19 protein-coding genes and 1 pseudogene are annotated in these 22477 nt (G+C 55.8%); 8 read left to right on the plus strand and 12 right to left on the minus strand.

Features of this window, described 5'->3' with window-relative positions; genetic code table 11:
• Positions 1–6 precede the first annotated feature (6 nt).
• From hfq to dusB, 8 genes and pseudogenes are all read right to left on the minus strand, one after another.
• Positions 7–237, minus strand: a complete 231-nt coding sequence (gene hfq / locus ACZ1G7_RS02480) for an RNA chaperone Hfq (protein WP_472662038.1) — start codon at positions 235–237, stop codon at positions 7–9.
• Between the two features lie 138 nt (positions 238–375).
• Positions 376–1884 carry a TrkH family potassium uptake protein gene (locus ACZ1G7_RS02485; protein ID WP_472662040.1) on the minus strand — a complete coding sequence of 503 codons (1509 nt, stop codon included), beginning with the start codon at positions 1882–1884 and terminating at the stop codon, positions 376–378.
• A gap of 4 nt (positions 1885–1888) precedes the next feature.
• Entirely contained in the window at positions 1889–3265 is a 1377-nt protein-coding gene (trkA, locus tag ACZ1G7_RS02490) for a Trk system potassium transporter TrkA (protein ID WP_472662041.1), read from the minus strand.
• Between the two features lie 69 nt (positions 3266–3334).
• Positions 3335–4753 carry a nitrogen assimilation response regulator NtrX gene (gene ntrX, locus ACZ1G7_RS02495; RefSeq protein ID WP_472662043.1) on the minus strand — a complete coding sequence of 473 codons (1419 nt, stop codon included), beginning with the start codon at positions 4751–4753 and terminating at the stop codon, positions 3335–3337.
• Positions 4754–4769: 16 nt separating this feature from the next.
• Complete coding sequence (locus tag ACZ1G7_RS02500; RefSeq protein ID WP_472662045.1) at positions 4770–7043, minus strand: sensor histidine kinase NtrY-like; 2274 nt, start codon at positions 7041–7043, stop codon at positions 4770–4772.
• 84 nt (positions 7044–7127) lie between these two features.
• Positions 7128–8506 (minus strand): annotated as a pseudogene (locus tag ACZ1G7_RS02505) (response regulator).
• On the minus strand, positions 8507–9574 hold the full coding sequence (locus tag ACZ1G7_RS02510; protein WP_472662047.1) for a two-component system sensor histidine kinase NtrB: 1068 nt from the start codon (positions 9572–9574) through the stop codon (positions 8507–8509).
• Positions 9571–10518, minus strand: a complete 948-nt coding sequence (gene dusB, locus ACZ1G7_RS02515; protein WP_472662049.1) for a tRNA dihydrouridine synthase DusB — start codon at positions 10516–10518, stop codon at positions 9571–9573. The genes ACZ1G7_RS02510 and dusB overlap by 4 nt, the downstream gene beginning before the upstream one ends.
• A 203-nt stretch (positions 10519–10721) precedes the next feature.
• Between dusB and ACZ1G7_RS02520 the strand changes: the two genes are divergently transcribed.
• The 6 genes from ACZ1G7_RS02520 to ACZ1G7_RS02545 all read left to right on the plus strand — a co-directional run bounded on the left by ACZ1G7_RS02520 (position 10722) and on the right by ACZ1G7_RS02545 (position 14823).
• Positions 10722–11867, plus strand: a complete 1146-nt coding sequence (locus ACZ1G7_RS02520) for a bifunctional 2-C-methyl-D-erythritol 4-phosphate cytidylyltransferase/2-C-methyl-D-erythritol 2,4-cyclodiphosphate synthase (protein WP_472662050.1) — start codon at positions 10722–10724, stop codon at positions 11865–11867.
• Positions 11861–12346, plus strand: a complete 486-nt coding sequence (locus ACZ1G7_RS02525) for a phosphatidylglycerophosphatase A family protein (RefSeq protein WP_472663651.1) — start codon at positions 11861–11863, stop codon at positions 12344–12346. The genes ACZ1G7_RS02520 and ACZ1G7_RS02525 overlap by 7 nt, the downstream gene beginning before the upstream one ends.
• Positions 12330–12809, plus strand: a complete 480-nt coding sequence (locus tag ACZ1G7_RS02530) for a CinA family protein (RefSeq protein ID WP_472662052.1) — start codon at positions 12330–12332, stop codon at positions 12807–12809. Before ACZ1G7_RS02525 ends, ACZ1G7_RS02530 begins: the two co-directional genes overlap by 17 nt.
• 125 nt (positions 12810–12934) lie before the next feature.
• Positions 12935–13360 carry a DUF2852 domain-containing protein gene (locus tag ACZ1G7_RS02535; protein WP_472662053.1) on the plus strand — a complete coding sequence of 142 codons (426 nt, stop codon included), beginning with the start codon at positions 12935–12937 and terminating at the stop codon, positions 13358–13360.
• Between the two features lie 73 nt (positions 13361–13433).
• Positions 13434–13889: an RDD family protein gene (locus tag ACZ1G7_RS02540; protein WP_472662055.1), complete on the plus strand. Its 456-nt coding sequence runs from the start codon at positions 13434–13436 to the stop codon at positions 13887–13889.
• A 109-nt stretch (positions 13890–13998) separates the two neighbouring features.
• Positions 13999–14823 carry an arginyltransferase gene (locus ACZ1G7_RS02545; RefSeq protein WP_472662056.1) on the plus strand — a complete coding sequence of 275 codons (825 nt, stop codon included), beginning with the start codon at positions 13999–14001 and terminating at the stop codon, positions 14821–14823.
• Positions 14824–14898: 75 nt separating this feature from the next.
• Here the strand turns inward: ACZ1G7_RS02545 and ACZ1G7_RS02550 are convergent, their stop codons facing one another.
• The 4 genes from ACZ1G7_RS02550 to ACZ1G7_RS02565 form a co-directional block, all read right to left on the minus strand.
• Positions 14899–15477 carry a lectin-like protein gene (locus tag ACZ1G7_RS02550; protein WP_472662058.1) on the minus strand — a complete coding sequence of 193 codons (579 nt, stop codon included), beginning with the start codon at positions 15475–15477 and terminating at the stop codon, positions 14899–14901.
• Positions 15478–15660: 183 nt separating this feature from the next.
• Positions 15661–18015, minus strand: coding sequence for a TRAP transporter large permease (locus ACZ1G7_RS02555; protein WP_472662060.1), 2355 nt, complete (start codon positions 18013–18015; stop codon positions 15661–15663).
• A gap of 12 nt (positions 18016–18027) precedes the next feature.
• Positions 18028–18951 carry a TRAP transporter small permease subunit gene (locus tag ACZ1G7_RS02560; RefSeq protein WP_472662062.1) on the minus strand — a complete coding sequence of 308 codons (924 nt, stop codon included), beginning with the start codon at positions 18949–18951 and terminating at the stop codon, positions 18028–18030.
• A 151-nt stretch (positions 18952–19102) separates the two neighbouring features.
• Complete coding sequence (locus ACZ1G7_RS02565; protein WP_472662064.1) at positions 19103–20188, minus strand: TRAP transporter substrate-binding protein; 1086 nt, start codon at positions 20186–20188, stop codon at positions 19103–19105.
• 198 nt (positions 20189–20386) lie between these two features.
• Between ACZ1G7_RS02565 and ACZ1G7_RS02570 the strand changes: the two genes are divergently transcribed.
• Positions 20387–21829 (plus strand): cache domain-containing protein, encoded by a 1443-nt coding sequence (locus ACZ1G7_RS02570; protein ID WP_472663652.1) that lies wholly within the window; start codon positions 20387–20389, stop codon positions 21827–21829.
• Complete coding sequence (locus ACZ1G7_RS02575; protein WP_472662066.1) at positions 21826–22461, plus strand: response regulator transcription factor; 636 nt, start codon at positions 21826–21828, stop codon at positions 22459–22461. The genes ACZ1G7_RS02570 and ACZ1G7_RS02575 overlap by 4 nt, the downstream gene beginning before the upstream one ends.
• Positions 22462–22477: the final 16 nt, after the last annotated feature.

Raw genomic sequence — 22477 nt, forward strand, 5'->3', positions numbered from 1 at the left:
CGTGAATTACTCGTCGCCTTCATATAGGCTGATCGGCGCTGAAGGCATGATCGTTGAGATCGCCCCTTTAAAGACCAGCTGGGACTGGCCGTCGCGACGCAAAAGCACACAGAAATTGTCAAACCATGTGATGACGCCTTGCAGCTTCACCCCGTTGATCAAAAAGATCGTTACCGGGATTTTTTCTTTGCGCACATGATTGAGGAACACGTCCTGAAGGTTCTGTTTTTCGGCCATAACATCTTGCCTTTTAATCGGTTCTTATTTGATGGTCGGGCACCGCTTATGGCGGCACTGCTGTCCCACGTCTTGCCAAATTATGACGCGGGGGAAAAGAAACTTCCACCCCCTTTTTAGAAGCGCTGTTTCACTGTGTCAGGTGCGCCAAAAATCGGGGTTAAACAAGGCGATAATCGCAAGCGCCTCAAGCCGCCCAACAACCATTGCGCCGATCAAAATCCACTGCGCGGATCGCGGTAAATCGGCATATGTGATCTCGCCGCCTAGGGCGATATTGGCCAGCGGGCCAGTCGTGGACAGGGCCGATATTGCAAATGCGGATGCCGCCTCAAAATTGAGCCCGGTTGCACCTAGCAAGAAAATTACCAAAGCCAGCGATAAAGCGAAAAGCATGAAGAAGACCCAGGCAATGAAAGCGCCCTCGCGACGTACTTCTCGGCCCAGCTTGCCTGCCCCGCCGACAGAATTTGGATGCACCAGCCGCCCCATTTCTCGGGTTGAGTGTTTATAAAGCGCGTAGACCCGGAGCAATTTGACCCCACCTGCAGTTGTCGCAACGCCGCCGCCTATGATTGCAAGGCCCGCCAACACCAACCCCGGTGTCGGCAACCCCGACCACGCGCGTGCGGCTTCCCAATCGTGGCTGGCAAACCCGGTCGTGGTCAGGAAAGACAGTACCGTGAACAAAGCGCCCCAGAAAGCGCGTAACGCGGCTGCGAGATCGCCCTGATCCTCACCCTCAAAAGCGCCCAACCAATGACGTAGAAACAACGCCGCCGGCAGGACAACGACGAAGATAAGCGCGATCCGTAACTCACGGTCCTGCTCTAGGCGTTTCCAGACAGGGAGGCCTGCTTCATTGGTAAAGGTCTGACGCGATACTGCGAGGAACAGGAAAAAGAAGATCACAAGTTCGGCGTAGATCCGCACCTGCCATGGGTTGAGCCCGCCGGAGGGTGTTATTCCGCTGGTGGCGATCGTGGACATGGCCAGATTGATGGCCAGAAACGGCGTTGTTCCTGCCATGATCAACAAAACCCAAAGCACGCCAGTGGCGGCCAAATAGACAGGTAAGAGCTGAAAGGTGACCCGCATCAACCGTTGGTTCGGGTCTGCCGTTCGGATCATACCGTCAACTGAGGACGAGCGTTTGACCGGGCGCAGCACCTCAAACCCACCCAGCGTCATGGGGGCCAAAATCGCGGCGGCCGCCATCAGCATTAAGAACCCGCCCATCCAGCCAACGAGCGCGCGCCATAGATGCACTGGCGATACGACGCGTGATGGCGGATCAATAATGCTCGCGCCCGTCGTGGTGAAAGAGGACACCATTTCGAAGTAGATTTCGAAGAAGGTCAGGCTGCCTACTGCCTCGCGCATTGGCACAGCAAGCATCGCCGGAAGCACCGCAAATGCTGCCGCAAGCGTGACCAGCTGGCTGCGTGCCAAATTGCGGGGCTTTGCACCATAGGTCGCGAGCCCTATCGACGCTGTCATGACGCCAAACAAGATCGCGCAATAGAAAAACGGCTGTGCGGTTCGGTGAAGGTCCAGATATGTTGCGTGGATCGCAGGCACCAGCATTGCCGCGCAGCACACCGCCATCAAATTGACGAAGAGCGGCAATTTCTGGAAAAGCCGCATGTGCCTAGAAGAACTGGATGGAGACTTGCAAGAGCTGCTCGACCTCAGGCACATCCTGCGCCAGCGAGAATAGCACGATCACGTCGCCCTCCTCTACCCGGGTTTCGCCTTTCGGGCGCAACACCTTGCCGTTTTTCTCAATGGCGCCGACCAGCACGCCTTCAGGGAAGCTGATATCGCGGATCGCCTGTCCGGCAATCGGTGAGGTTGACAGAACTTGCGCTTCGATCACCTCTGCCTCCGCGTCACCAATGGAATAGATCTGGCGCACGCGACCGTGGCGTATGTGGCGCAGGATCGACGAAACTGTCGTGGCACGCGGGTTTATATAGGCGTCGATCCCTAAGGGTTCCATCAACGGGATCAGCGTCGGATCGTTGATCAGGCAAATCGCCATTGGGCAGCCCTCAGCCTTGGCGCGGACGGCTGCCAGCATGTTAGTTTTGTCGTCATCGGTCACGGCTAATACCGCATCCGCGCGGCTGATATTTGCTTCCTTCAAAAGTTCGCCGTTGAGCCCGTCTCCATGCAGCACAATCGTGCGTTCCAGCGCGTCTGCGGCAAGCTCTGCGCAGCGCCGGTTCTTTTCGATCACCTTGGCGCGGACGCGTTCAGTGCGGGCCTCAAGCGCACGCGCCACGGCAAGCCCCACATTGCCCCCACCGATCACGACGACGCGCTCTTGTTTTTTCGCGGTTTTGCCGAATATCTCCAATGACCGGGTGATATCTTCGCGGTGGGTGGCCAGATAAATCTGATCGCTGGCAAAAAGCTGATCACCTGCGCTTGGCGCAAAGAGGCGCTTTTCGCGGCGGATCCCCACGACCGTCGCGCGCAACGTTGAGAACAGGTCTGTGAGCTGGCGCAAAGGCGTGTTCAGGACCGGGCAATCTTCATCCAGCTGGATGCCCAAAAGCTGAATCGCGCCGCCAAGAAAGCTCTCCGTATCGAACGCAGCCGGGCTCGCAAGGCGCTGAAGTGCGGCTTCTGCCACTTCTTTTTCGGGCGAGATCACGACGTCAATCGGTAGGTGGTCGCGGCGGTACAGGTCTGAATAAATCGCTGTCAGGTAAGATTGCGATCTGAGCCGCGCGATCTTGCGCGGCACGGCGAAGATCGAGTGGGCGACCTGGCAGGTCACCATATTGACCTCATCCGAGAAGGTTGCAGCGATCACCATATCCGCGTCGCGTGCTCCCGCCGCGTCAAGGATGTTGGGGTAGCTCGCGTTGCCGGTGATGCCTTGCACATCAAGGGTCTCGGTTGCGCGGGCCACCAGATCAGGGTTGTTATCGACAACGGTTACCGCGTTGTTTTCACCCGACAAATGGCGCGCAATCTGCCAGCCTACCTGGCCTGCGCCACAGATGATCACTTTCATGCGTCTGGGTCCCTTTTCTCAGAGCATTTGCATGGCAGAAGGCGCCTGCAGGGTCAATCTCTTGCGAACCTAGCTCGCCCCGGTGGGTTCAAGATCATCTTGCACTTCGGCCACGCGTGCCCCGGCCTTGTTGGAAGTTACCACGCCAAGTGATTTTAGCTTTCGGTGAAGCGCGGAGCGTTCCATGCCGACAAAGGCGGCTGTACGGGAAATATTGCCGCCAAACCGGTTGATCTGCGTCATCAGGTATTCACGCTCAAACAGCTCGCGCGCCTCGCGCAATGGCAAGGTTGCGAGCGTGCCGCCGATCTTGAGGCCTTCGCCCTGCTCTTCTCCACCATCGGCGCTGGGCAGTTCTTTGACCTGCACGTCGCCCGAGCTTGGCCCCAGGATCAGAACGCGTTCAACAATGTTCTTAAGCTGCCGAATATTGCCAGGCCAAGGCATGGTCTGCAAAAGCGCGGCCGCATCTTCCGAGATTTGGCGCAAAGGCAGGCCTTGCACCTTGTTGAAGCTCTCAACAAAGAAGTCGGCTAGCCGTGGGATATCTTCGCGGCGCTCTTCCAGACTTGGCACGTCTATTGGGACGACATTAAGCCGGTGATACAGCTCTTCACGGAAGTTCCCGGCTTTGATTTCGGCTTCGAGATTTTTGTTGGTTGAAGAGATCACACGCAGATCAACTTTGACCTTGTCGCTGCCCCCGACACGCGTGAAGCTTTGCTCGACCAGTACACGCAGAATTTTGGATTGGGTGCCGAGAGGCATATCCGCGACCTCGTCAAAGAAAATCACACCGCCATGCGCTTGTTCCAAAAGCCCAGGTTCGATGCCGCCTTCATTGGATTCGCGCCCGAATAGCACTTCTTCCATTCGATCCGGTTCGACTGTGGCGCAATTGACCGTGATAAAAGACGCATGAGAGCGGTTCGAATTGGCGTGAATATAGCGCGCCGCCACGTCCTTGCCTGACCCAGCAGGCCCTGTCAGCATCACACGTCCGTTCGAGTTGGTGACCTTATCAAGCTGGCTTTGAAGGTTTCGATAGGCGGCGCTTTCGCCGACCATTTCTGCATTGGCGACCTCGCCACGTTTGAGTTGGCTGTTCTCGGCACGTAGGCGTGAAGTTTCCATCGCCCGACTGATCACAACCATCAGTTGATCAATATTGAAGGGCTTTTCGATAAAGTCGTAAGCGCCTTGTTTGATGGCCGCGACAGCGATCTCAATATTGCCGTGGCCCGAGATGATAACGACTGGGATCTCGGGCGTGTCGCGTTTGACATGTTTGAGGATATCAATCCCGTCCATGGCGCTGTCTTTGAGCCAGATATCAAGGATCATCAGGCCCGGCGGCTCTGCGTTCAATTCTGCCATACACTCGTCGGACGTGCCCGCCAGACGCGTGGTGAAACCTTCATCTTTGAGAATATCCGAAATCAATTCCCGGATGTCACGCTCATCATCCACAATCAGTATATCGCTCATCTGTCTCTCCTCGCTCTCATGCCGCGGCTGTTTTCTGCCGCGCGTTCTTTTGTTTTTGGGGTTTCTCGGTTCCGAGGCGCGGCAAGGTGATCACAACCTGCGCCCCGGAATGGTCTGTTGCATCGAAGCATTCGGCGTCTTGCAGGGCCAAGCTGCCGCCATGTTCTTCAACGATTTTACGTACAATTGGCAGCCCCAGTCCGGTGCCCTTTTCGCGCGTCGTTACATAGGGTTCAAACAGGCGGGCACGATCCTCAGGCAGGCCTATTCCGTTGTCAGCGACAACAATCTGGGCCGTCTTTTCATCAACAGAGACGTTGACACGTATCTGCGGCGCATGGGCCTCATGTGCACCTTTTTCCCGATAGCTTTCAATCGCTTCGCCAGCGTTTTTAATTATATTGGTCAGAGCCTGCCCGATCATGGTCTGGTCCAGTTCTGTCGGGATCGTGTCCGCTTCAGCGCTTAGCAAAATCTTGACATCTGGCTGGCCCGAACGCTGCAGAACAACCGCGTCGCGCACGAGTTGCATCAGATCTGCTTTCCGCATTTCCGGCTCTGGCATGCGTGCGAATTTTGAAAATTCATCCACGATGCGTCGCAAATCATCTGTCTTGCGCACAATGACATCTGTATATTGTTCAAGGCCTTCGCGCTCATCCCCTGCCATCGGACCGAACTTGCGCTTGATACGTTCCGCCGACAGTTGGATCGGTGTCAGCGGGTTCTTGATCTCGTGCGCGATGCGGCGCGCAACATCGCCCCAGGCTGCCATTTTCTGAGCCGAGACTAGGTCGGTCACGTCGTCAAAGGCTACAACGTAGCCTTCTGGCGTCTCATCGTCGCGCAGGCGCGTCGCCATCCGAACCAACAGGCTTTCCAGCTGCCCACGCCGGGTTACCTTGACCTCTTCTTGTGCGGTGTCACTATGATGTCCGCGCAGCTTATCCAGTAGGTCCCCAAATTCCGGGACAATATCTGACAGCATTTTACCAGTGAGGTCTTCTTCGCCTAAGTCCAGCAAGCGGCGAGCGGACCTATTCACAATTGTGACCTGCCCGGCAGCGTCCAAGCCGATGACGCCCGCAGTGATAGACGACAACACGGAATCAAACAGCCGTCGTCTGCGTTCAATCTGCGCTGTGTTTTCCAACAGAGTGGCGCGTTGCCCCTTTAGTTGTCGCGTCATCTGATTGAAAAGTTTGCCTAAAACCGCAATCTCATCATTGCTATCGGCCGGGATGACCTGAACATCCAGATTTCCATCCCCAACCTGTTCGGCCGCTTCCGCCAGCCGTCCAACAGGTCGCGCGAGTCGTTCGGCAAACCACAGCCCAAGCCAGATAGCCGAAAGGATTAAGATGGCGGCAAAGCCTAAATAGAGCACACCGAACTCAAACAGCAGCCGACCGCGATCTTGTTCCAGTTGTTCATAGAGCCGAACGTTTTGTTGTGTATCATCCAATAGCGCGAGGATTTCACCGTCTACGGCGCGCGAGACATATAGGTAACGGTCAATAAAACCGTCCATTTCAACCAGCGCGCGAAATTCGTTGTTGTTCCAATCTTCGATAACGACCAGTTCACCGGCTCGGGCGCGGTCCAAAGCATCGTCGGGCGGCGTTTCGAAATCAAAAAGATAGCTTCGCGCACCGCGGGCCCGCAAATCCCCCGTGCCGTCAATGACAAAGGCTTCTTTCAGCCCGCGTTGAACCTGCTCCTGGACCTGAGACAAGACCTCTGGAAGGCTGTTATCATTAGTAGAAACATTGGCTTCTCGGGCGACCCTCAGGTAATCCGCCAGTAAGCGCGTGTCAGCGGCCAGCGTATCGCGTTGTTCATCTTCATAGGCTTGCGCCGCACTGAGTGAACTGCCAACCACGTTGCGCACACGGTCTGAAAACCACCCTTCGAGGCCAAAATTCAGCGTAATGACGGCAAACACCGCTACGATGATTGTGGGTACCAGCGCTACAACCGCGAAAACCCCTGTCAGCCGCAAGTGAAGTTGGGATCCGGCGGTTTTGGAACGGCGTTTGGTGTATATCCGCATAACGCTGACCAGCACGAGACCCGCGATCAGCAAGACGTATACCAGATCGGCCAAAAGGATCAGACGAATACCGCTGGAGGTCGGATCCAGTTCATAAGGTCCGAAGCCCAGATAGGTGACAATCGCAAGAATAGGACCCAAGACGACCAATCCGAGGGTCGTCAGGTTCTTGATCTTACGCTGTTTGCGCAAGTGATTCAGCCTGTCCCAGGACGCATACCCGGTTCCGGATTTCATCTGCTTTCTACCACCTTGCCACTCTTTTTTGATGTGATCTGTGAACAACAGTGCTGTCCATCTGCCACGGTGACTGTGGCGATTTTACATCAATTTGCGGCGACGTGTCACGCGAATATCGAGCTCTGTCACTTTTTTCTGAGCGTATTTCGATTGATGCCCAGAAGGTCGGCACATTTTGCCTGATTTCCGGCCGTTGCGTCCAAGGCGATTTCCAAGAGCGGCAATTCCACCTCGCGCAGGATTCGGGAATACAGACCGGGCGGCGGCAATACGCCCCCGTGCAGGTCAAAATAGCGTCGTAAGTGCTTGGCGACGGACGCTGACAGCTTTTCACTGTCACCCCCGCCAATCAGCGGTTCGATCTCGGGCTGATTGCCAAGAACCATCTCGACATCACTTCGCCCGATTTCTTCCTCCGGGGATGTAACGATCAGACGACGGACAGTGTTTTCAAGTTGGCGCACATTGCCGGGCCAGCTGTAGGCGCGGATCATCTCGACAGCACCTTTCGACATTTCTTTGCGTGGGGCACCGTCACGCTCTGCCTTTGCTAGGAAATGTTCGGACAAGAGCGGGATGTCATCGACGCGTTCGCGTAAAGATGGGATCGCAATCGTTACACCACTGAGCCGGTAGAACAAATCTTGCCGCATTTCACCGGACTCAAGCTTCTCCATCAGGTCTTGCTGGCTGGTGGCCATAATGCGCGGCGCGTCGTCGGTCAGGCTGTCGAGCATACGGACAACCCGTGCCTGGGCGTCCGAGTCCAAATCACCCACCTCGTCAAACAGAATTGATCCGCCCTTTGCGCGGCTCAAGATCATGGCGGGCCCGTTGATGTCGGCCAGATCAGTTGGCGTGGCGGTAACAAATGGCAGCGTCCGCCGGTCGGAAAAGTCATGAACGGCACGCGCAATCAGGCTTTTGCCGGTGCCGCTTTCGCCTGTAATCATCACAGGCAGCTCAGTGTTCACGACCTGCGCGACGAGCTTGTAAAGCGCCTGCATTGCGGGTGTGCGGCCAATCAAGGGTAGCTCGTCGCCCGCCTGCGCATCCGATGTGCCGCTTTCCTCAGAAACAGGGCGCACGGTGCTGCGCTTGCGTTCCAAAGCGCGGTTTGCGCGTTTCATCAGGTCTGGCAGGTCGAACGGCTTGGGCAAATAGTCATATGCGTCGGCCTCATTCGCCGCGATTGCCGTGGTGATCGTGTTCTGTGCGGAAATGACGATCACCGGAAGGCTTGGGCGCTTTTCCAAAATATCAGGCAACGCCTCAATGCCGTTTCCGTCAGGCATCATCACGTCTGAAATGACCAGATCGCCTTTCCCTTCATCCACCCATCTCAGCAGTGTGGTCAGCGAAGAGGTCGCGTGCACTTTGCACCCTGCGCGCGTAAGCGCTTGCGTAAGCACGGTGCGGATTGTGCGGTCGTCATCTGCGACCAATACGGTTCCGTCCATTTAGTCCTCCTTGGGGGCAACGGGGAGCGAGATACGAAAGACGGTTTTGCCCGGTGCTGAATTCACCGCGATCCATCCATCATGCTCGGATACAATTTTCGATACGAGGGCGAGCCCTAAGCCGGTCCCATTTTCATGGCCTGACACAAAGGGCTCAAAGACATCTCCCGCCAGATCGTCTGGCAGGCCCGGGCCATCATCGATGATTTCGACATTGAGCGGCACCGCGACGCGTGACCCATCTGGGCGGCTAACACGCAGGGATTGTTCGTAGAAGGTTTTGACCACAATTCGCCCGCCCATGAGCTGCGCCTCAGCGGCGTTTTTCACCAAGTTCATGAAGACCTGTACCAGTTGATCGGGGTCGGCATAGGTTGGCGGCAGCGACGGATCGTAAAGCTCCTCCAGTCGCATATGGGCCGCAAACCCAACGGCAGCAGATTTGCGCACGCGATCGAGAATATCGTGGAGGTTCACTGAGCGGCGCTGTGGCGGGCGCAGGTTGCCGAACTGTTCTACCTGTTCGAGCAGTTTCACGATGCGGCGGCTCTCCGCCACGATCAGGTCGGTAAGCTCTTGGTCCTGCGGGTCGAGTCCCATCGACAAAAGCTGCGCCGCACCGGTTATGCCCGCCAGCGGGTTTTTGATTTCATGCGCCAGCATTTCGGCCATTCCGATGGCAGACTTGGCAGCTGACTTGGTCTGCAGCGCCTGCCCCATTTTGTCCGCAATCTCGCGGGGCTTGAGAAGCACAAGCACGAACCCCGGACGATCAATAATCGTCGAAAACTGAATATTGCATTGCGTCGGCGGGCGCTCGCCGGACCCGACATCAACATTATTGACGAAAAGCGGAGCGTCGTCGCGGCGAATGCGGGTGATGGCTTCATCAAGGGGCGCGTTAACATGAACCTTGTCCCAAACCGGCTCCCCAATCATCGAGCGGGCAGACAGGTTCAGGAAGGTCTCCATCGACGTGTTAACCTGTGTGACGATGTTTTCGGCATCAATCACAAGACCCGGCAGCGGAAGTGATCCCCAAAGGGTTTCAAAAAAGCTCTCATTCATGCCGCCACCTGCGTGTCGCTGAGCGCGTCATCCAACAATGACAACACAGTTTTTGGTGACTTAGCGGTCAAAACGGCGCGCCTGATATCAGACGGCGTGTTGGCGGCATCCATGTACCAGCCCAAATGTTTACGCGAGACACGCCCGCCAAGTTCTGCGCCGTAGAAGGCCAACATTGCCTCGTAATGGGTCGCAACAAGGTCCACCAAAGCGCTGCCAGTTGGCGCCGCTGGTGCAGATCCTCCCGATAGCTCTGCCGCCACTTGCGCCAAAACCCATGGCCGTCCCTGCGCGCCGCGCCCGATCATGACGCCATCGGCGCCAGATTGCTGCAATGCGGTTTTGGCGCGCACCGCATCGGTGATGTCACCATTCGCGATTACGGGGATGCTGACCGCGCGCTTCACGGCGCGGATCGCAGCCCAATCGGCGTGTCCTTTGTAAAACTGACAACGTGTACGTCCATGGATGGTGATCATTTTGATGCCGGCGGCCTCTGCTCGCTTGGCGAGTTCAGGCGCATTGAGCGTGGCGTCATCCCAGCCAAGCCGTGTTTTCAGCGTGACTGGTAGCTCTGTCGCTTCGACAACGGCTTCAATCAACGTCAAGGCGTCGTCTAGGTCACGCAACAGTGCGGACCCTGAATACCCGTTCACTACCTTTTTGGCCGGGCATCCCATATTGATGTCGATGATCTTGGCGCCATTTGCCGCAACCATGCGCGCAGCCTCCGACATCCAATGCGCGTCGCGACCAGCCAGCTGGACGGCAGTGTTTGTGCTGTCAAAGCCAAGTTCGGCCTTTTCGCGCATGCCAGGCTTGGCTTGAACCATTTCTTGGCTCGCAACCATCTCTGACACCACCAGCCCGGCGCCAAAGCTTGAAACGAGATTTCGGAACGGCAAATCCGTAATCCCGGCCAATGGCGCTAGGAAAACAGGCATGTCGATCTGCGTATGTGCCAGTGAAATGGTCAGCTGCTTAATCCTTGAGCAATTGCACCATTTCTGCCCATGCGCCATCTGCTGCGCAAGCAAAGTAAATAAAGAAATAACTCAAATTGGGTCACGATTGCGCAGTTGATTAAAATTTAGGCATCTAAACGAGCCATTGCTCTGCCTGCATCTAGATTCTAGACACAATAACTATGTCAGCCACTGCCCCACATGTTACCGCATTGATCGTCGCCGCAGGGCGTGGAGTGCGTGCAGGCCGGGACGGTCCGAAACAATGGCAGGCTTTGTCAGGGCGCACAGTTCTGGAATGGACGGTAACGCGGTTTGCAGAGCACCCAGAGATTGATGAAATCGTTTTGGTAACACATCCGGATGACGCCGAACATTTGGCAGCGGCCCAGCTGCCGTCTGGGCTTTCGATTGTCGATGGTGGCGCAACGCGAGCGGCCTCCGTTCGCGCAGGTCTGGCTTCCGTCCCTTATGGGATCGTGTTAATCCATGATGTAGCACGCGCGACGCTTACTGGGAGCCTGATTTCCGATGTTATTTCTGCCGTCAAAACCCATGGGGCCGCTGCACCCGCGCTTGAGGTCACAGACGCGCTTTGGCGCGGAAATGATTTCGTGACCGGCACCCAAAGCAGAAACGGGTTGTTTCGTGCCCAAACCCCGCAAGGCTTTGACCGGCAAGCTATTTTCGACGCTCATACCTCTTTTGATGGCGACGCCGCCGATGATGTCGAAGTCGCACGCGCCGCAGGCATCGAGGTCAAGATTGTACTGGGCGAAGAGTGCAACCTAAAGATCACGCGGCCCGCCGATTTCGCGCGTGCTGCCCAGTATTTGGAGCCCGAAAAAATGGATATCAGAACCGGAAACGGCTTTGACGTGCACCGCTTTGGACCGGGCGACCATGTAATGCTCTGCGGCGTACCGATTGCGCATGACCGCGGGCTTCAAGGGCATTCCGATGCCGACGTCGGGCTGCATACGATCACAGACGCGATATATGGCGCACTGGCGGAGGGGGATATTGGCCAGCATTTCCCGCCATCAGATCCACAATGGAAAGGCGCAGAGAGTCATATTTTTCTGACCCACGCCCGCGACTTAGCCACTGCACGCGGTTTTGACATCACACATGTCGATTGCACGTTGATATGCGAGTTCCCCAAAATCGGACCACACACATCAACTATGCGCGATAAGCTACAGAAATTGCTTGCTATTGATCTTGACCGCATCAGCGTGAAAGCAACAACGTCAGAGCGTTTAGGCTTTACCGGACGGGGCGAAGGCATCGCGTGCCTTGCCACTGTAACACTGGTGAAATCGTGATTGCGCGGCTCATCGGGACCGTCTGTTATGTCGGTCATTTGCGCCCTGCCCCGGGCACTTGGGGATCCGCCGTCGCAATCCCTTTTGCTTGGTTGCTTTGGCTAATCGGCGGTTGGGTGCTTTTGCTGGTCGGATGCGTCTCTGCCTTCCTCAAGGGATGGTGGGCAACCGGTCAAATCATCGCTGAGGGGGACGATCATGACCCATCTGAAGTGGTCGTTGACGAATTGGTGGGCCAATGGATAGCGCTGTTACCGGTTGCCATCGGCGCAAGTCATGCGGGTGCTTCTTTCTCTGCGCTATGGCCCGGAGTGTTAACAGCCTTTGTTGCGTTCCGCGTCTTTGACATCTGGAAACCGGGGCCAATTGGATGGGCTGACCGGCGCGGTGACGCGCTTGGTGTTATGCTCGATGACGTGTTTGCCGGGATCGCAGCGGCGTGCGTTGTCATGGTGTTTGCCTATGTCGCGCATGGATGACCTCGCAGCGCGTGTTTTGTCCGCGGCACGGGCACAGGGGGCAATCATCGCGACTGCGGAAAGTTGCACCGGTGGGTTGATTGTCGGCGCGTTGACTGAGATCGCCGGCAGTTCTGACGTCGTCGATCGTGGCTTCGTGACCTACTCTAATGCCGCCAAGATGCAGATGCTTGGTGTTCAATCAGAAACGTTGGAAAGTTTTGGCGCCGTGTCAGAACAGATCGCAGCTGAGATGGCGGACGGTGCATTGAACCGCTCAGATGCCTCCCTTGCGGTTTCTGTCACCGGGATTGCTGGTCCTGGAGGCTCTGACCACAAACCTGAAGGACGGGTCTGCTTTGGCATTGCGCGCGCTTCTGGCAAAACAGTGGCTGAAACCGTTGAATTTGGCGCTCTGGGACGCAGAAATGTGCGTCAAGCAACTGTTGAGCACGCGCTGCGCTTACTTCTAGCCGCCATTTAAGTCTCTGTAATAAAAGACTATTCGAATTTTTTCCGAAGATGTTACGCGAATTAACTTGAATGCGCGCTTTGAATACCCAAATATGTAAATGTGAATTACATTAACTTAAACAACAGGAGATACTGATGACCACTCTCACCCACTCGCGACCTTCTTGGTTTGCACGTGCTGAAATGTGGCTCGATGAGCGCGGGAAAGGCGCTTGGATCGCCGCTATGGTTCTGGGTTTCATTTTTTTCTGGCCCGTTGGTCTCGCCCTTCTCGCCTATATGATATGGAGTAAACGCATGTTTTCAGGTTCTTGCGCCACCCGTCGTACAAAATCCCCGGCCCGTGCCGCTGGTTTCAAGACGTCCGGCAATACTGCCTTTGACAGCTATAAGGCAGACATGTTGAAGCGTCTGGAAGACGAACAGCACGCGTTTGAAAGCTTCTTAGAACGTTTGCGTGAAGCCAAAGACAAGTCCGAATTTGACGCATTCATGGACGAACGTGCCGATGCGGCAAAGGCCCCGGTCGATGAAGCGCCGGACGAAGCAAAAAGCGCCTAAAACAAAAAACCATTCAGGCGCGCGTCATTCATCAACGCGCGCCCTCCCCTTTCTTTATCAGACTGAAAGAGCCATGTTCGACACCATGACCGCGACACGCCTGCCAGACCCAGTGACCCAGTCGGAGTTTTACTCTGGTGTGGCGATCAAACGTCTGTTTGCCTGGATCATTGATACGTTCGTGATTGTGTTGATGACGGCGGTTGTTGCGACCTTGCCGTTTTTTATTGGATGGTTCTTCTTCCCGCTTTTGTTTGTGGTTTTGAACTTCATCTACCGTGTCACAACCATCAACGCGCGCTCCGCGACGTGGGGAATGCGGGTTCTCAATATTGAGCTACGCAACAAAGACGGTGCGCGGCTTGAGACAAGCGAAGCCGTGCTGCACACCGCCGGCTATATGATTGCCGCCGGTTTCTTTCTGCCGCAGGTCATTTCGATTATTTTGATGTTGGTGTCGGAGCGTGGTCAGGCGCTGCATGACCTGCTCTGCGGTACGGCGGCTATTCGCACACCGTCACGGTATTAACCAAAAGTGACGTTCGCGTTAACTACCTCTTAATCCTAATCAAAAAGAGTTTGTCGTGCCGGGTCCAGATTGCTAGGCTCTGCATGTATTAAGGAACTCTACCACAGCTATGCGCCACACGCTTCCGATTGCTCCGCAGTTCTATGTGACTGCGCCTCAGTCCTGTCCTTATCTTGAGGGCAGGCGTGAGCGTAAATTATTCACCGCTTTGCAAGGTGAACACGCGACAACGCTCAACAATACCCTGTCAAAGCAAGGGTTTCGGCGGTCGCAAAATGTCTTGTATCGCCCGTCTTGTGCAGAGTGTTCTGCCTGCCTGTCGGCACGTATTCGCGTTGAGGATTTTGAACCGTCCAAGTCGCAGCGGCGCGTGCTCAAACGCAACAAAGTGCTGCAGCGTGAAGCCACCAGCCCATGGGCCACGGAAGAACAATTTGATTTGTTCCGCCTCTATCTAGAATCGCGCCACGCCGATGGCGGTATGGCGGATATGGATATTTTTGAATTCGCCGCGATGATCGAAGAAACGCCTGTCAAAAGTCGGGTGATCGAATATTGGGATCGCAGCGGCGACGAGGAAAGTCTGATCGCGACGTGTCTGACCGATGTGCTCGATGACGGGCTATCGATGGTCTACTCGTTTTACCGCCCTGACATGGCGCGCAACTCTCTGGGCACCTACATTATCCTCGATCATATTGAGATCGCAAAGAATGCTGGGTTGCCTTACGTCTACCTTGGCTATTGGGTGCCGGGCTCGCCGAAGATGGGATATAAATCCGGGTTTTCTGCCCTTGAAGTGTTCCGCGCGGGCGATTGGCACAGCATTGAAGACGGCCACGACTACACAGCGGAAACGCATCCGCTGGCAGTTGACCCGATTGCCGAACAGGTCGCGCGTATTTCACTTCCGGACACGCGCGCGCAAGACTGAATTTTTAACCGTTAAATAGAAAAACCCGCGGACAAATGCCCGCAGGTTCTTTTCGTTCAATCATGTGATCGGGTGCTATGCGCGCTTTTTGCGACCGCGCAGCGCAAGACCGCCAATACCTGCCAATAGCAGCAGGCCTGAGGCTGGTACAGGGACCGCAGAAACGGGGCTATATTCAACAACGGAATAGATGCGACCGCTGTTGGACAGATCGTTCCATCCAGCGGAGTGCCAGATGTGGATCGCATTTTCGCGGCCACCGGCATTGTTTGGTTCATTCGAAGGGAAATTCTCGAATGCACCGGCGACAGGGCCGTTATTGTAGAAAGTCGTTCCGGCTTCCGGGCCTTGGGTCCACTGGAACTCGTTCGTGCGACCGATCCGTTCGCCGCCAAGCCAGCTCCAAGAGCCCTTTGTCATAGAAAAGATAAACGCGTTTTCTTCCGCGCTGGTCACGGTGGCCAAGTGGCCTTGGATGCCGTTATGGGTGCTTGCAGCGGCGGCAGCCTCAGCCTGCTCGAAGGTCATGTGTGTGCGCACGACTTCGTAGTAGTGCCCATTTGCGCCGGGACCGGTGTTCCATTGGACTGGGGCAGCTTGCACGGCGGTGCAGGCAGCAGCCAAAGCAATGGCAGATATCACTAGGGTCTTCATACTGTTGTCCTCACAATTTCATAAACGTCGCTACCGCTGATGGTGAGGAATTGAGGCGAATTTTAGTTTTATTCTTGGGCAAGTCAGACGGTTTTGGGAAAACACGTAGACTTGGTTCCAATGCGGAAACGGTCCCCCGCTTTGCCGGTTTTTAGTGGCTCAGCGAGGAACAATTTGGCGTGATTAGTTACCCAATAGATTTGGAACAATCGTCACAACGCCCGGGAAAAGTGCCAACAGCGCCAGCCCCAGAACTTGGATCAGGACGAACGGAATGATGCCCCGATAGATGTGCCCGGTGGTCACTTCCTTAGGCGCAACGCCGCGCAGATAGAACAGCGCGAAGCCAAATGGAGGCGTCAGGAACGAAGTCTGCAAGTTGACCGCGATCATTATCGTTACCCATTTCGGGTCCATCGTGCCGCCATAAATAACCGGCCCAACAATCGGGATCACGATGTAGATGATTTCCAAGAAGTCGAGCACGAAGCCGAGCACGAACAACACCAACATAACGATGATGAACACCGTGAATTCATTGTCGAAGCTCTTCAGGAACTGCTGGATATAGTGCTCGCCCCCGAAGGAGATCACCACCAGGTTCAATAGCTGTGACCCAATTAGGATCGTGAACACCATAGATGTGACCTTCGCCGTTTCCCGAACAACAGGGCTGAGCACGCCGTTGCTGAACAACACCCAGCAGCCAAACAACAGGCCGAACATGGCAAACAGATAGGCGGATTTCGCGACGATGAAGCCCAGCAGGTTTTCAAAGCTCATCCCGTCATCGGTGAAGCGCAGGTCAAAGTTCACGCCAACCAGGATCATGATCACGACGGCAAAAGTCGCCATAATGATAAGTTTGCCGGATTGTCCTTCATCCTTCAGCTTGCGATAGGCGGCCAGCATGATCGCACCAGCAGCACCAAGGGCCGCAGCAGGTGTTGGATTGGTGATGCCGCCTAGGATCGACCCAAGCACCGCAACGATCAACACAAGCGGCGGGAAGACCACGCGCAGCAGATCGTTTTGGCCCAGCCGCTTGACCGCATGCGTCGCACCATAGCCCATCATGATCAGCGGCAAAATCATCAGTAGGAACGTGTTGCCCGGCGATGTCAGCGGCGAGATCAGTAGCGTGTCAATTAACAGCCCCAGCAGGATACCCCCTGCCCCTATGATCAGCGGCTTTGGATCAGATGACGGCGAGACGCCGCGTGCCGTTGTGAAAACCAATGCCATCAGCAGGAAACCGATGCTCAAACCGGTGCCTAAAGGTGCTGCAGCCGCGACCTTGTCTTTGATCGCTTGGATCATTTCCTCTTCGCTCAGCCGTTCGGATTGCGCCAAACCGCCTGCGTCATTGATCGCCTGCTGTTCGGCCAAGGCGGCCTCCCAAGCCTCGATCCCATGCAGATCGATCATCGCCTCCTGACAGCTTTCGGAGACATTGGTGCGCAATGACGCCGCCTGCCCCGCGTCCGAGAAGCTGTCTACATTTGCGGACTGCGACCCAATGATGTTCACGTTCAACAACAAGATCAGGCCCGCGATCAGGCCGATGGGTGCGAACAAGAACCATGTCATGGATTCAGAGCGTGAGACCGCCTCGCCCGTCGATTCGCCCAACTGCACCGCCGGTGCTTTGGATGGGTTAAACAGCGCGTAGCCAAACGCGTAGGAGGCATAGAGCCCCGCCAACAGGATACCCGGCAAAAGGGCCGCTTGGAACAAGGTCCCCACGGACACAACGGCGGGCTCACCCAGATAGGTCAGTGCGTCGGTACAACCCACTTCCAGCGCGCGCGCTTCCTGCGCCGCAGAATACAAATCACCCGCAAGCGTGCCCAATAGAACGATTACAATGGATGGTGGAATGATCTGGCCCAGCGTGCCTGAGGCCGCGATCACGCCCGTGGCCAGCTCCGGCGAATAACCGTTGCGCAGCATGGTTGGAAGGCTGAGCAGGCCCATCGTCACAACCGTGGCGCCAACGATGCCTGTTGAAGCCGCCAGGAACGCGCCCACAACAACGACCGACACAGCCAGACCGCCGGGAAGCGGGCCGAAGACGCGCGCCATCGTGGTTAGCAGATCGTTCGCGATTTTGGAGCGTTCCAGCGTGATGCCCATCAAAACGAACATCAAAACCGCCAGCAGGGTTTCAATCGATTGACCCGCGAGCACGCGTTCATTGATGCGGTTCACAAGGAAGGAGACGTTGCGATCCAACGCGGTTTCCCAGCCTTGCGGGAACACGGCCTCTGCCGCGCGCGGCAAGTCAGGATACCTGAAAATCGATATCGTCTCGGCCTTTACGCCTTCGGCAACGATAGCTGCGTATTCGGCGGTGCTGGTGTCAATCGCCTGATGGATCAGCAGCCCTGCACTGTCCAAAGCCGCAATGATCCCAAAAGAAATCACCGCCGCACCGCTGATCGCAAAGGCCACCGGGAAACCCGATAGAATGCCGCCAAACAGGCAAAGCGCAACAATGATCAGGCCAATTTCTACGCCGTCTAAACCGAAAAGCATGTCCCTGGCCCCCTAGTGAATTTCTGCAGCCAGCTCGGCTTCCGCGTCGCCCAGCGTGTCTTTGTCGAGATATTTGCCTTCCGAATCCGGCCCTTCCTTGAACTCAAGGTAGGAGCGGTAGAAGAATGCGATTGCCTGCAAAAAGATCATTGCGGTCAGCGCGATCAGAAGGATTTTGAATAGGAAATATGCGTTGAACCCGTTGGGCGAGAAGCCGATGGTTTCAATATTCCAACGCACCGCGCGTGATTTGGCCAAGAGCCGCTCCAGCGTGTCGGACGCCGATGGTTTGGGCGTGATCAGATGACGCCACAGGAAATACCACGAATACATCCAGGTTAGCACCGCCGCTGGCATCATGAACAAAAGCGCGCCGCACATATCGATGATGCGCTTGGTGCGGTAGGACACCGCTGAATAGACCAGATCGACACGCACATGCCCGCCCTGCACGAAGGTGTAGGTACAGCACAGGCATACGACGAGGGCATTGTAGAACTTCAATTCCTCCGCCCACCAGCTGATGTCCTTGGCAAAGCTCATACCAAACCCCATCGAGATCTGCGCCTGAGCGAAAATCCGTTGGATGAAGATGATGACCACCTGTTGCAGCACCATAAACAGGCCTGCCCACGCAAAGAGGCGCCCGACTGAGTTCGCAAACCCTTCGAGCAACTGCACACAGCCCCACATGAACCGATTACTGAGCAACCCTATGATTGTCAGGATGATGAACAGCACCAAGATGGCAAAGAAAAACTCGACCGAGCCGCCGTAGTAGACAAAGCGCATCAGCGCCTGTTTTTGTTCGGTCTCGGGAATTGTCTGATTGATATAGGGAACCCAGGACAGCCACAGGTTTGGTTGGAAGATCGCGTTAAAGATGTTCGCGAAAGCCTGAATCAGGTTGCCGAAAAACCAACTGATGCCGTCCATGATGATATGTCCCCCATCTGGGCGCGGCGTCACCGCCTGTCAGCCCGAAATCGTAAGTGCCGCCACACCTCCCCCGGTGCGTGTACACGGCGTCGGATGGGGCCACCCTTAAAACGAAGGATGGCCCCAAACTTTGATCTAAATCAGCTAATTAGCCGCCAAGAACGCGTGTGCGCTGCTCAACGTAGTAGCCGTCAGATTTCTGGATCCAGGATGCGGAAGACGCGAGGCTTGCCTCGAAGCTTTCGCGTGTGCGTGCGAACAGCTCGTCATCCATGTTTTCATCCATGACCTTCTTGGAGGCCGCGCCAAACGCATCCCAAACATCATCTGGGAACTGCAGGGTTTTAACGCCCTGTGCCTGCAGACGTGCAAGGGCCGCACCGTTATTGGCGAGCGTTTGCGACAGCTGATAGGCGGTTGTCGCTTTGGTGGCGTTGTCGATGATGGCTTTGTGCTGATCAGACAGCGATTCCCACACGTCGAGGTTCATGCCACATGCAAGGCCGGAGCCTGGCTCGTGGAAACCAGCTGTGTAGTAGATTTTTGCAACTTCTTGGAAGCCTGCACGCTCATCTGCAAATGGGCCAACCCACTCCAGACCATCCAAAGCACCAGAAGACAGGGCTTGGTACAGCTCGCCGCCAGGGATGTTTTGCACGGATGCGCCAAGCTCACCCAGAACCTTGCCGCCCAGACCAGGCATACGGAAGCGCAGGCCCTGAAGGTCGGAAGCCGAGTTGATCTCTTTGCGGAACCAACCACCAGACTGCGAACCGGAGTTACCGCACTGGAAGGATTTCAGGCCGAAGATCGAGCCCAGCTCGTCATGCAGCTCCTGGCCGCCGCCATGGTAGTACCAGTTGGTCAGCTCTTGCGCTGTCGCACCGAACGGAACAGCTGTGTAATACGCGTATGCTGGGTGCTGACCGATGAAGTAGTAGTCAGCGGAGTGGTACAGGTCGGCCTGACCAGCAGAAACCGCATCAAAAACTTCGAAAGCGCCCACAAGCTCACCCGGAGCCTTTTTGTCGATGGTCAGATCACCACCGGACATCGCGTTGACGGCCTCGTTGAAATAGCTCGCAGCGTCATCAAGAACGGCAAACCCGCGCGGCCAGGATGTTACCATAGTCAGTGTGCGATGACCCGCAGCGTAAGCCGGTGCGGCCAATGTGGACGCCGCAGCAGCGGTCCCACCAATAGCAGTATTCTTTAGAAATGAACGACGGTCCATTTTAGTCCTCCCTAGGTCAATTGGGCGCAAAATTTCCGCAAACACATCCGCGAAGCGCCCCTAAAGTGTGCGAATAGTTAGCGGGGATACATCTGCTGTAAATACCCACTCCCCGGTAGAAACGCCGAAAAACTTGTAATTAAGCAAAAATTTTGACCTTTGGCGGGAATTGACGCCCCATGAATGGTCACGCAAACTATGGCGCATCAGGGAGGCCTTGAACCAGTGAAGCAGCCGCGCGGCAGTCGTTTCGAGCTGAAGCTCGACTACCGTCAGAAGGTTTTTCTTCTGGCGACATTGCCTCTGATCATTGCCGTGGCCGCAATCGCATTGCTGGTCACAAACCAATCGCGGCAACTGGCCGAAAACGAAATCCGTTCGCTAGAAAACCAGTTGATCGAAGCGAAAAAGCAAGAGCTGCGCAACTACGTCACCCAGGCGCGCAACGGATTTTACTATATTTACGGCAATGCCTCCCCCGATGATGAGGAGGCGAAGGAACGGGTGACGCAAATCCTCTCAGCAATGATCTACGGCTCGGACGGGTCCTTTTTTGTCTACGATTATGACGGCAACAACATCGTCCATCCGCGCCAAACCGAATTTATCGGGCGCAATTGGACCGGGCTGACCGATAGCGAAGGCACGCCCATTGTCGACGCCTTGATCGACACTGCGCGTTCAGGTGCGGGATATCATTCCTATATGTGGCCAAAACCCTCGACCGGCGAGGAAGCGATGATGGTCACCTATGTTACCGGGTTTCAAAGCTGGCGCTGGGCTGTTGGTACCGGCATCTTCATCGATGATGTTTTAGCAACTGTGGCCGCCGCGCGCGCCGCTACAGAAGACCGGATCCGCAACACGTTCCTGCAGATTGCGGCAATCACAATTGCTGCGCTTTTTGCGGTCTTTGTCACTGGCTTGCTGCTGAATTTTCGCGAACGCAAGCTCGCGGATACAAAATTGAAGGCTTTGACCGAACGGATCTTTGACACGCAAGAAGAAGAACGTGGCAGGGTCGCTCGGGAACTACATGATTCCATTAGTCAAATCCTTGTTGGTATCCGTTATACGTTGGAGCTGGCGCGACGGCGTGTCGGGACCGGCGACGCCCGTGCGGAGGATGATCTCAACAAAGGTATCGATGGGCTGACCGAGGCGATCCATGAGGTCCGCCGGATCTCAGCCGATCTGCGCCCCGGCGTTCTGGACGATTTGGGGCTTGGCCCTGCCTTGAAGGCATTGATCGATGAATTTGCGGAACGCACGGGAATGGACACCAATTTCACAACGGTCGTGTTCCGCAACCGGCTCGATAAGGACGCAAAGATTGCGCTCTACCGCATCGCACAAGAAGCGCTGACCAATGTTGAACGCCACGCGGAGGCCAGCAAAGTCGCCATTGACGTAGCAGGACATCGGCGTGGTGCTACAATGCGGATCCAAGACAATGGTCGCGGCATGGCGCAAGGGTCCCGCAGTGGTGGTCTGGGGCTGCGCAACATGCAAGAACGCATCGACCAATTGGGTGGCAGCCTACGGGTGCTCAGCACGGATGAAGGCACCACGATTGAAGCTTCCGTTCCGTTGAGCCATATGCTGCCGCCACAAAGCAAGGATAACAGGAAACGCGCATGACCCCTATTCGTGTTCTGATCGTCGACGACCATCCGATGGTCGCAGATGGCATTCGGGCCATCTTGGAGACTTATGACGACATTGACGTCGTTGCGACGTTGTCCAACGGTCAAGAAGTGCTTGACCAGATCGAAGAGCTGGCCCCCGATGTTATCTTGATGGATTTGAATATGCCGCTTCTGGGCGGGCTCTCCGCCACGGAGATCTTGCTCGAACAAGATGCCAACCGGCGGGTCCTAATTCTCTCAATGCATGACGCGCCTGAATATGTGTCGACCGCGATGCGCTACGGCGCGCGGGGCTATATCCTGAAAGACGTGCCGACGGAAGAAATCTACACCGCCATCGTCACCGTGATGAAAGGTGAAACCTATCTGTGCACCGGCGCATCGGTGGCCTTGACGCCCGACACCGGGCAGGACGTGTTGACCGCGCGCGAGCAGACAATCCTCCTTCAACTGGCGCAGGGAAAATCAAACAAGATTGTCGCGCATGAGTTGGATATCTCAATCCACACGGTCGAAACCCACCGCAAGAACATCAAGCGCAAACTTGGGATTAATTCGACGGCGGGTCTTACACGCTACGCGCTGGAGCATGGTGTGTTGCAAGGCACTGGCGCCGAGTTTTAAAAACGGCAACGACCCG

It is taken from the genome of Litoreibacter sp. JB4-2, from assembly GCF_055693445.1.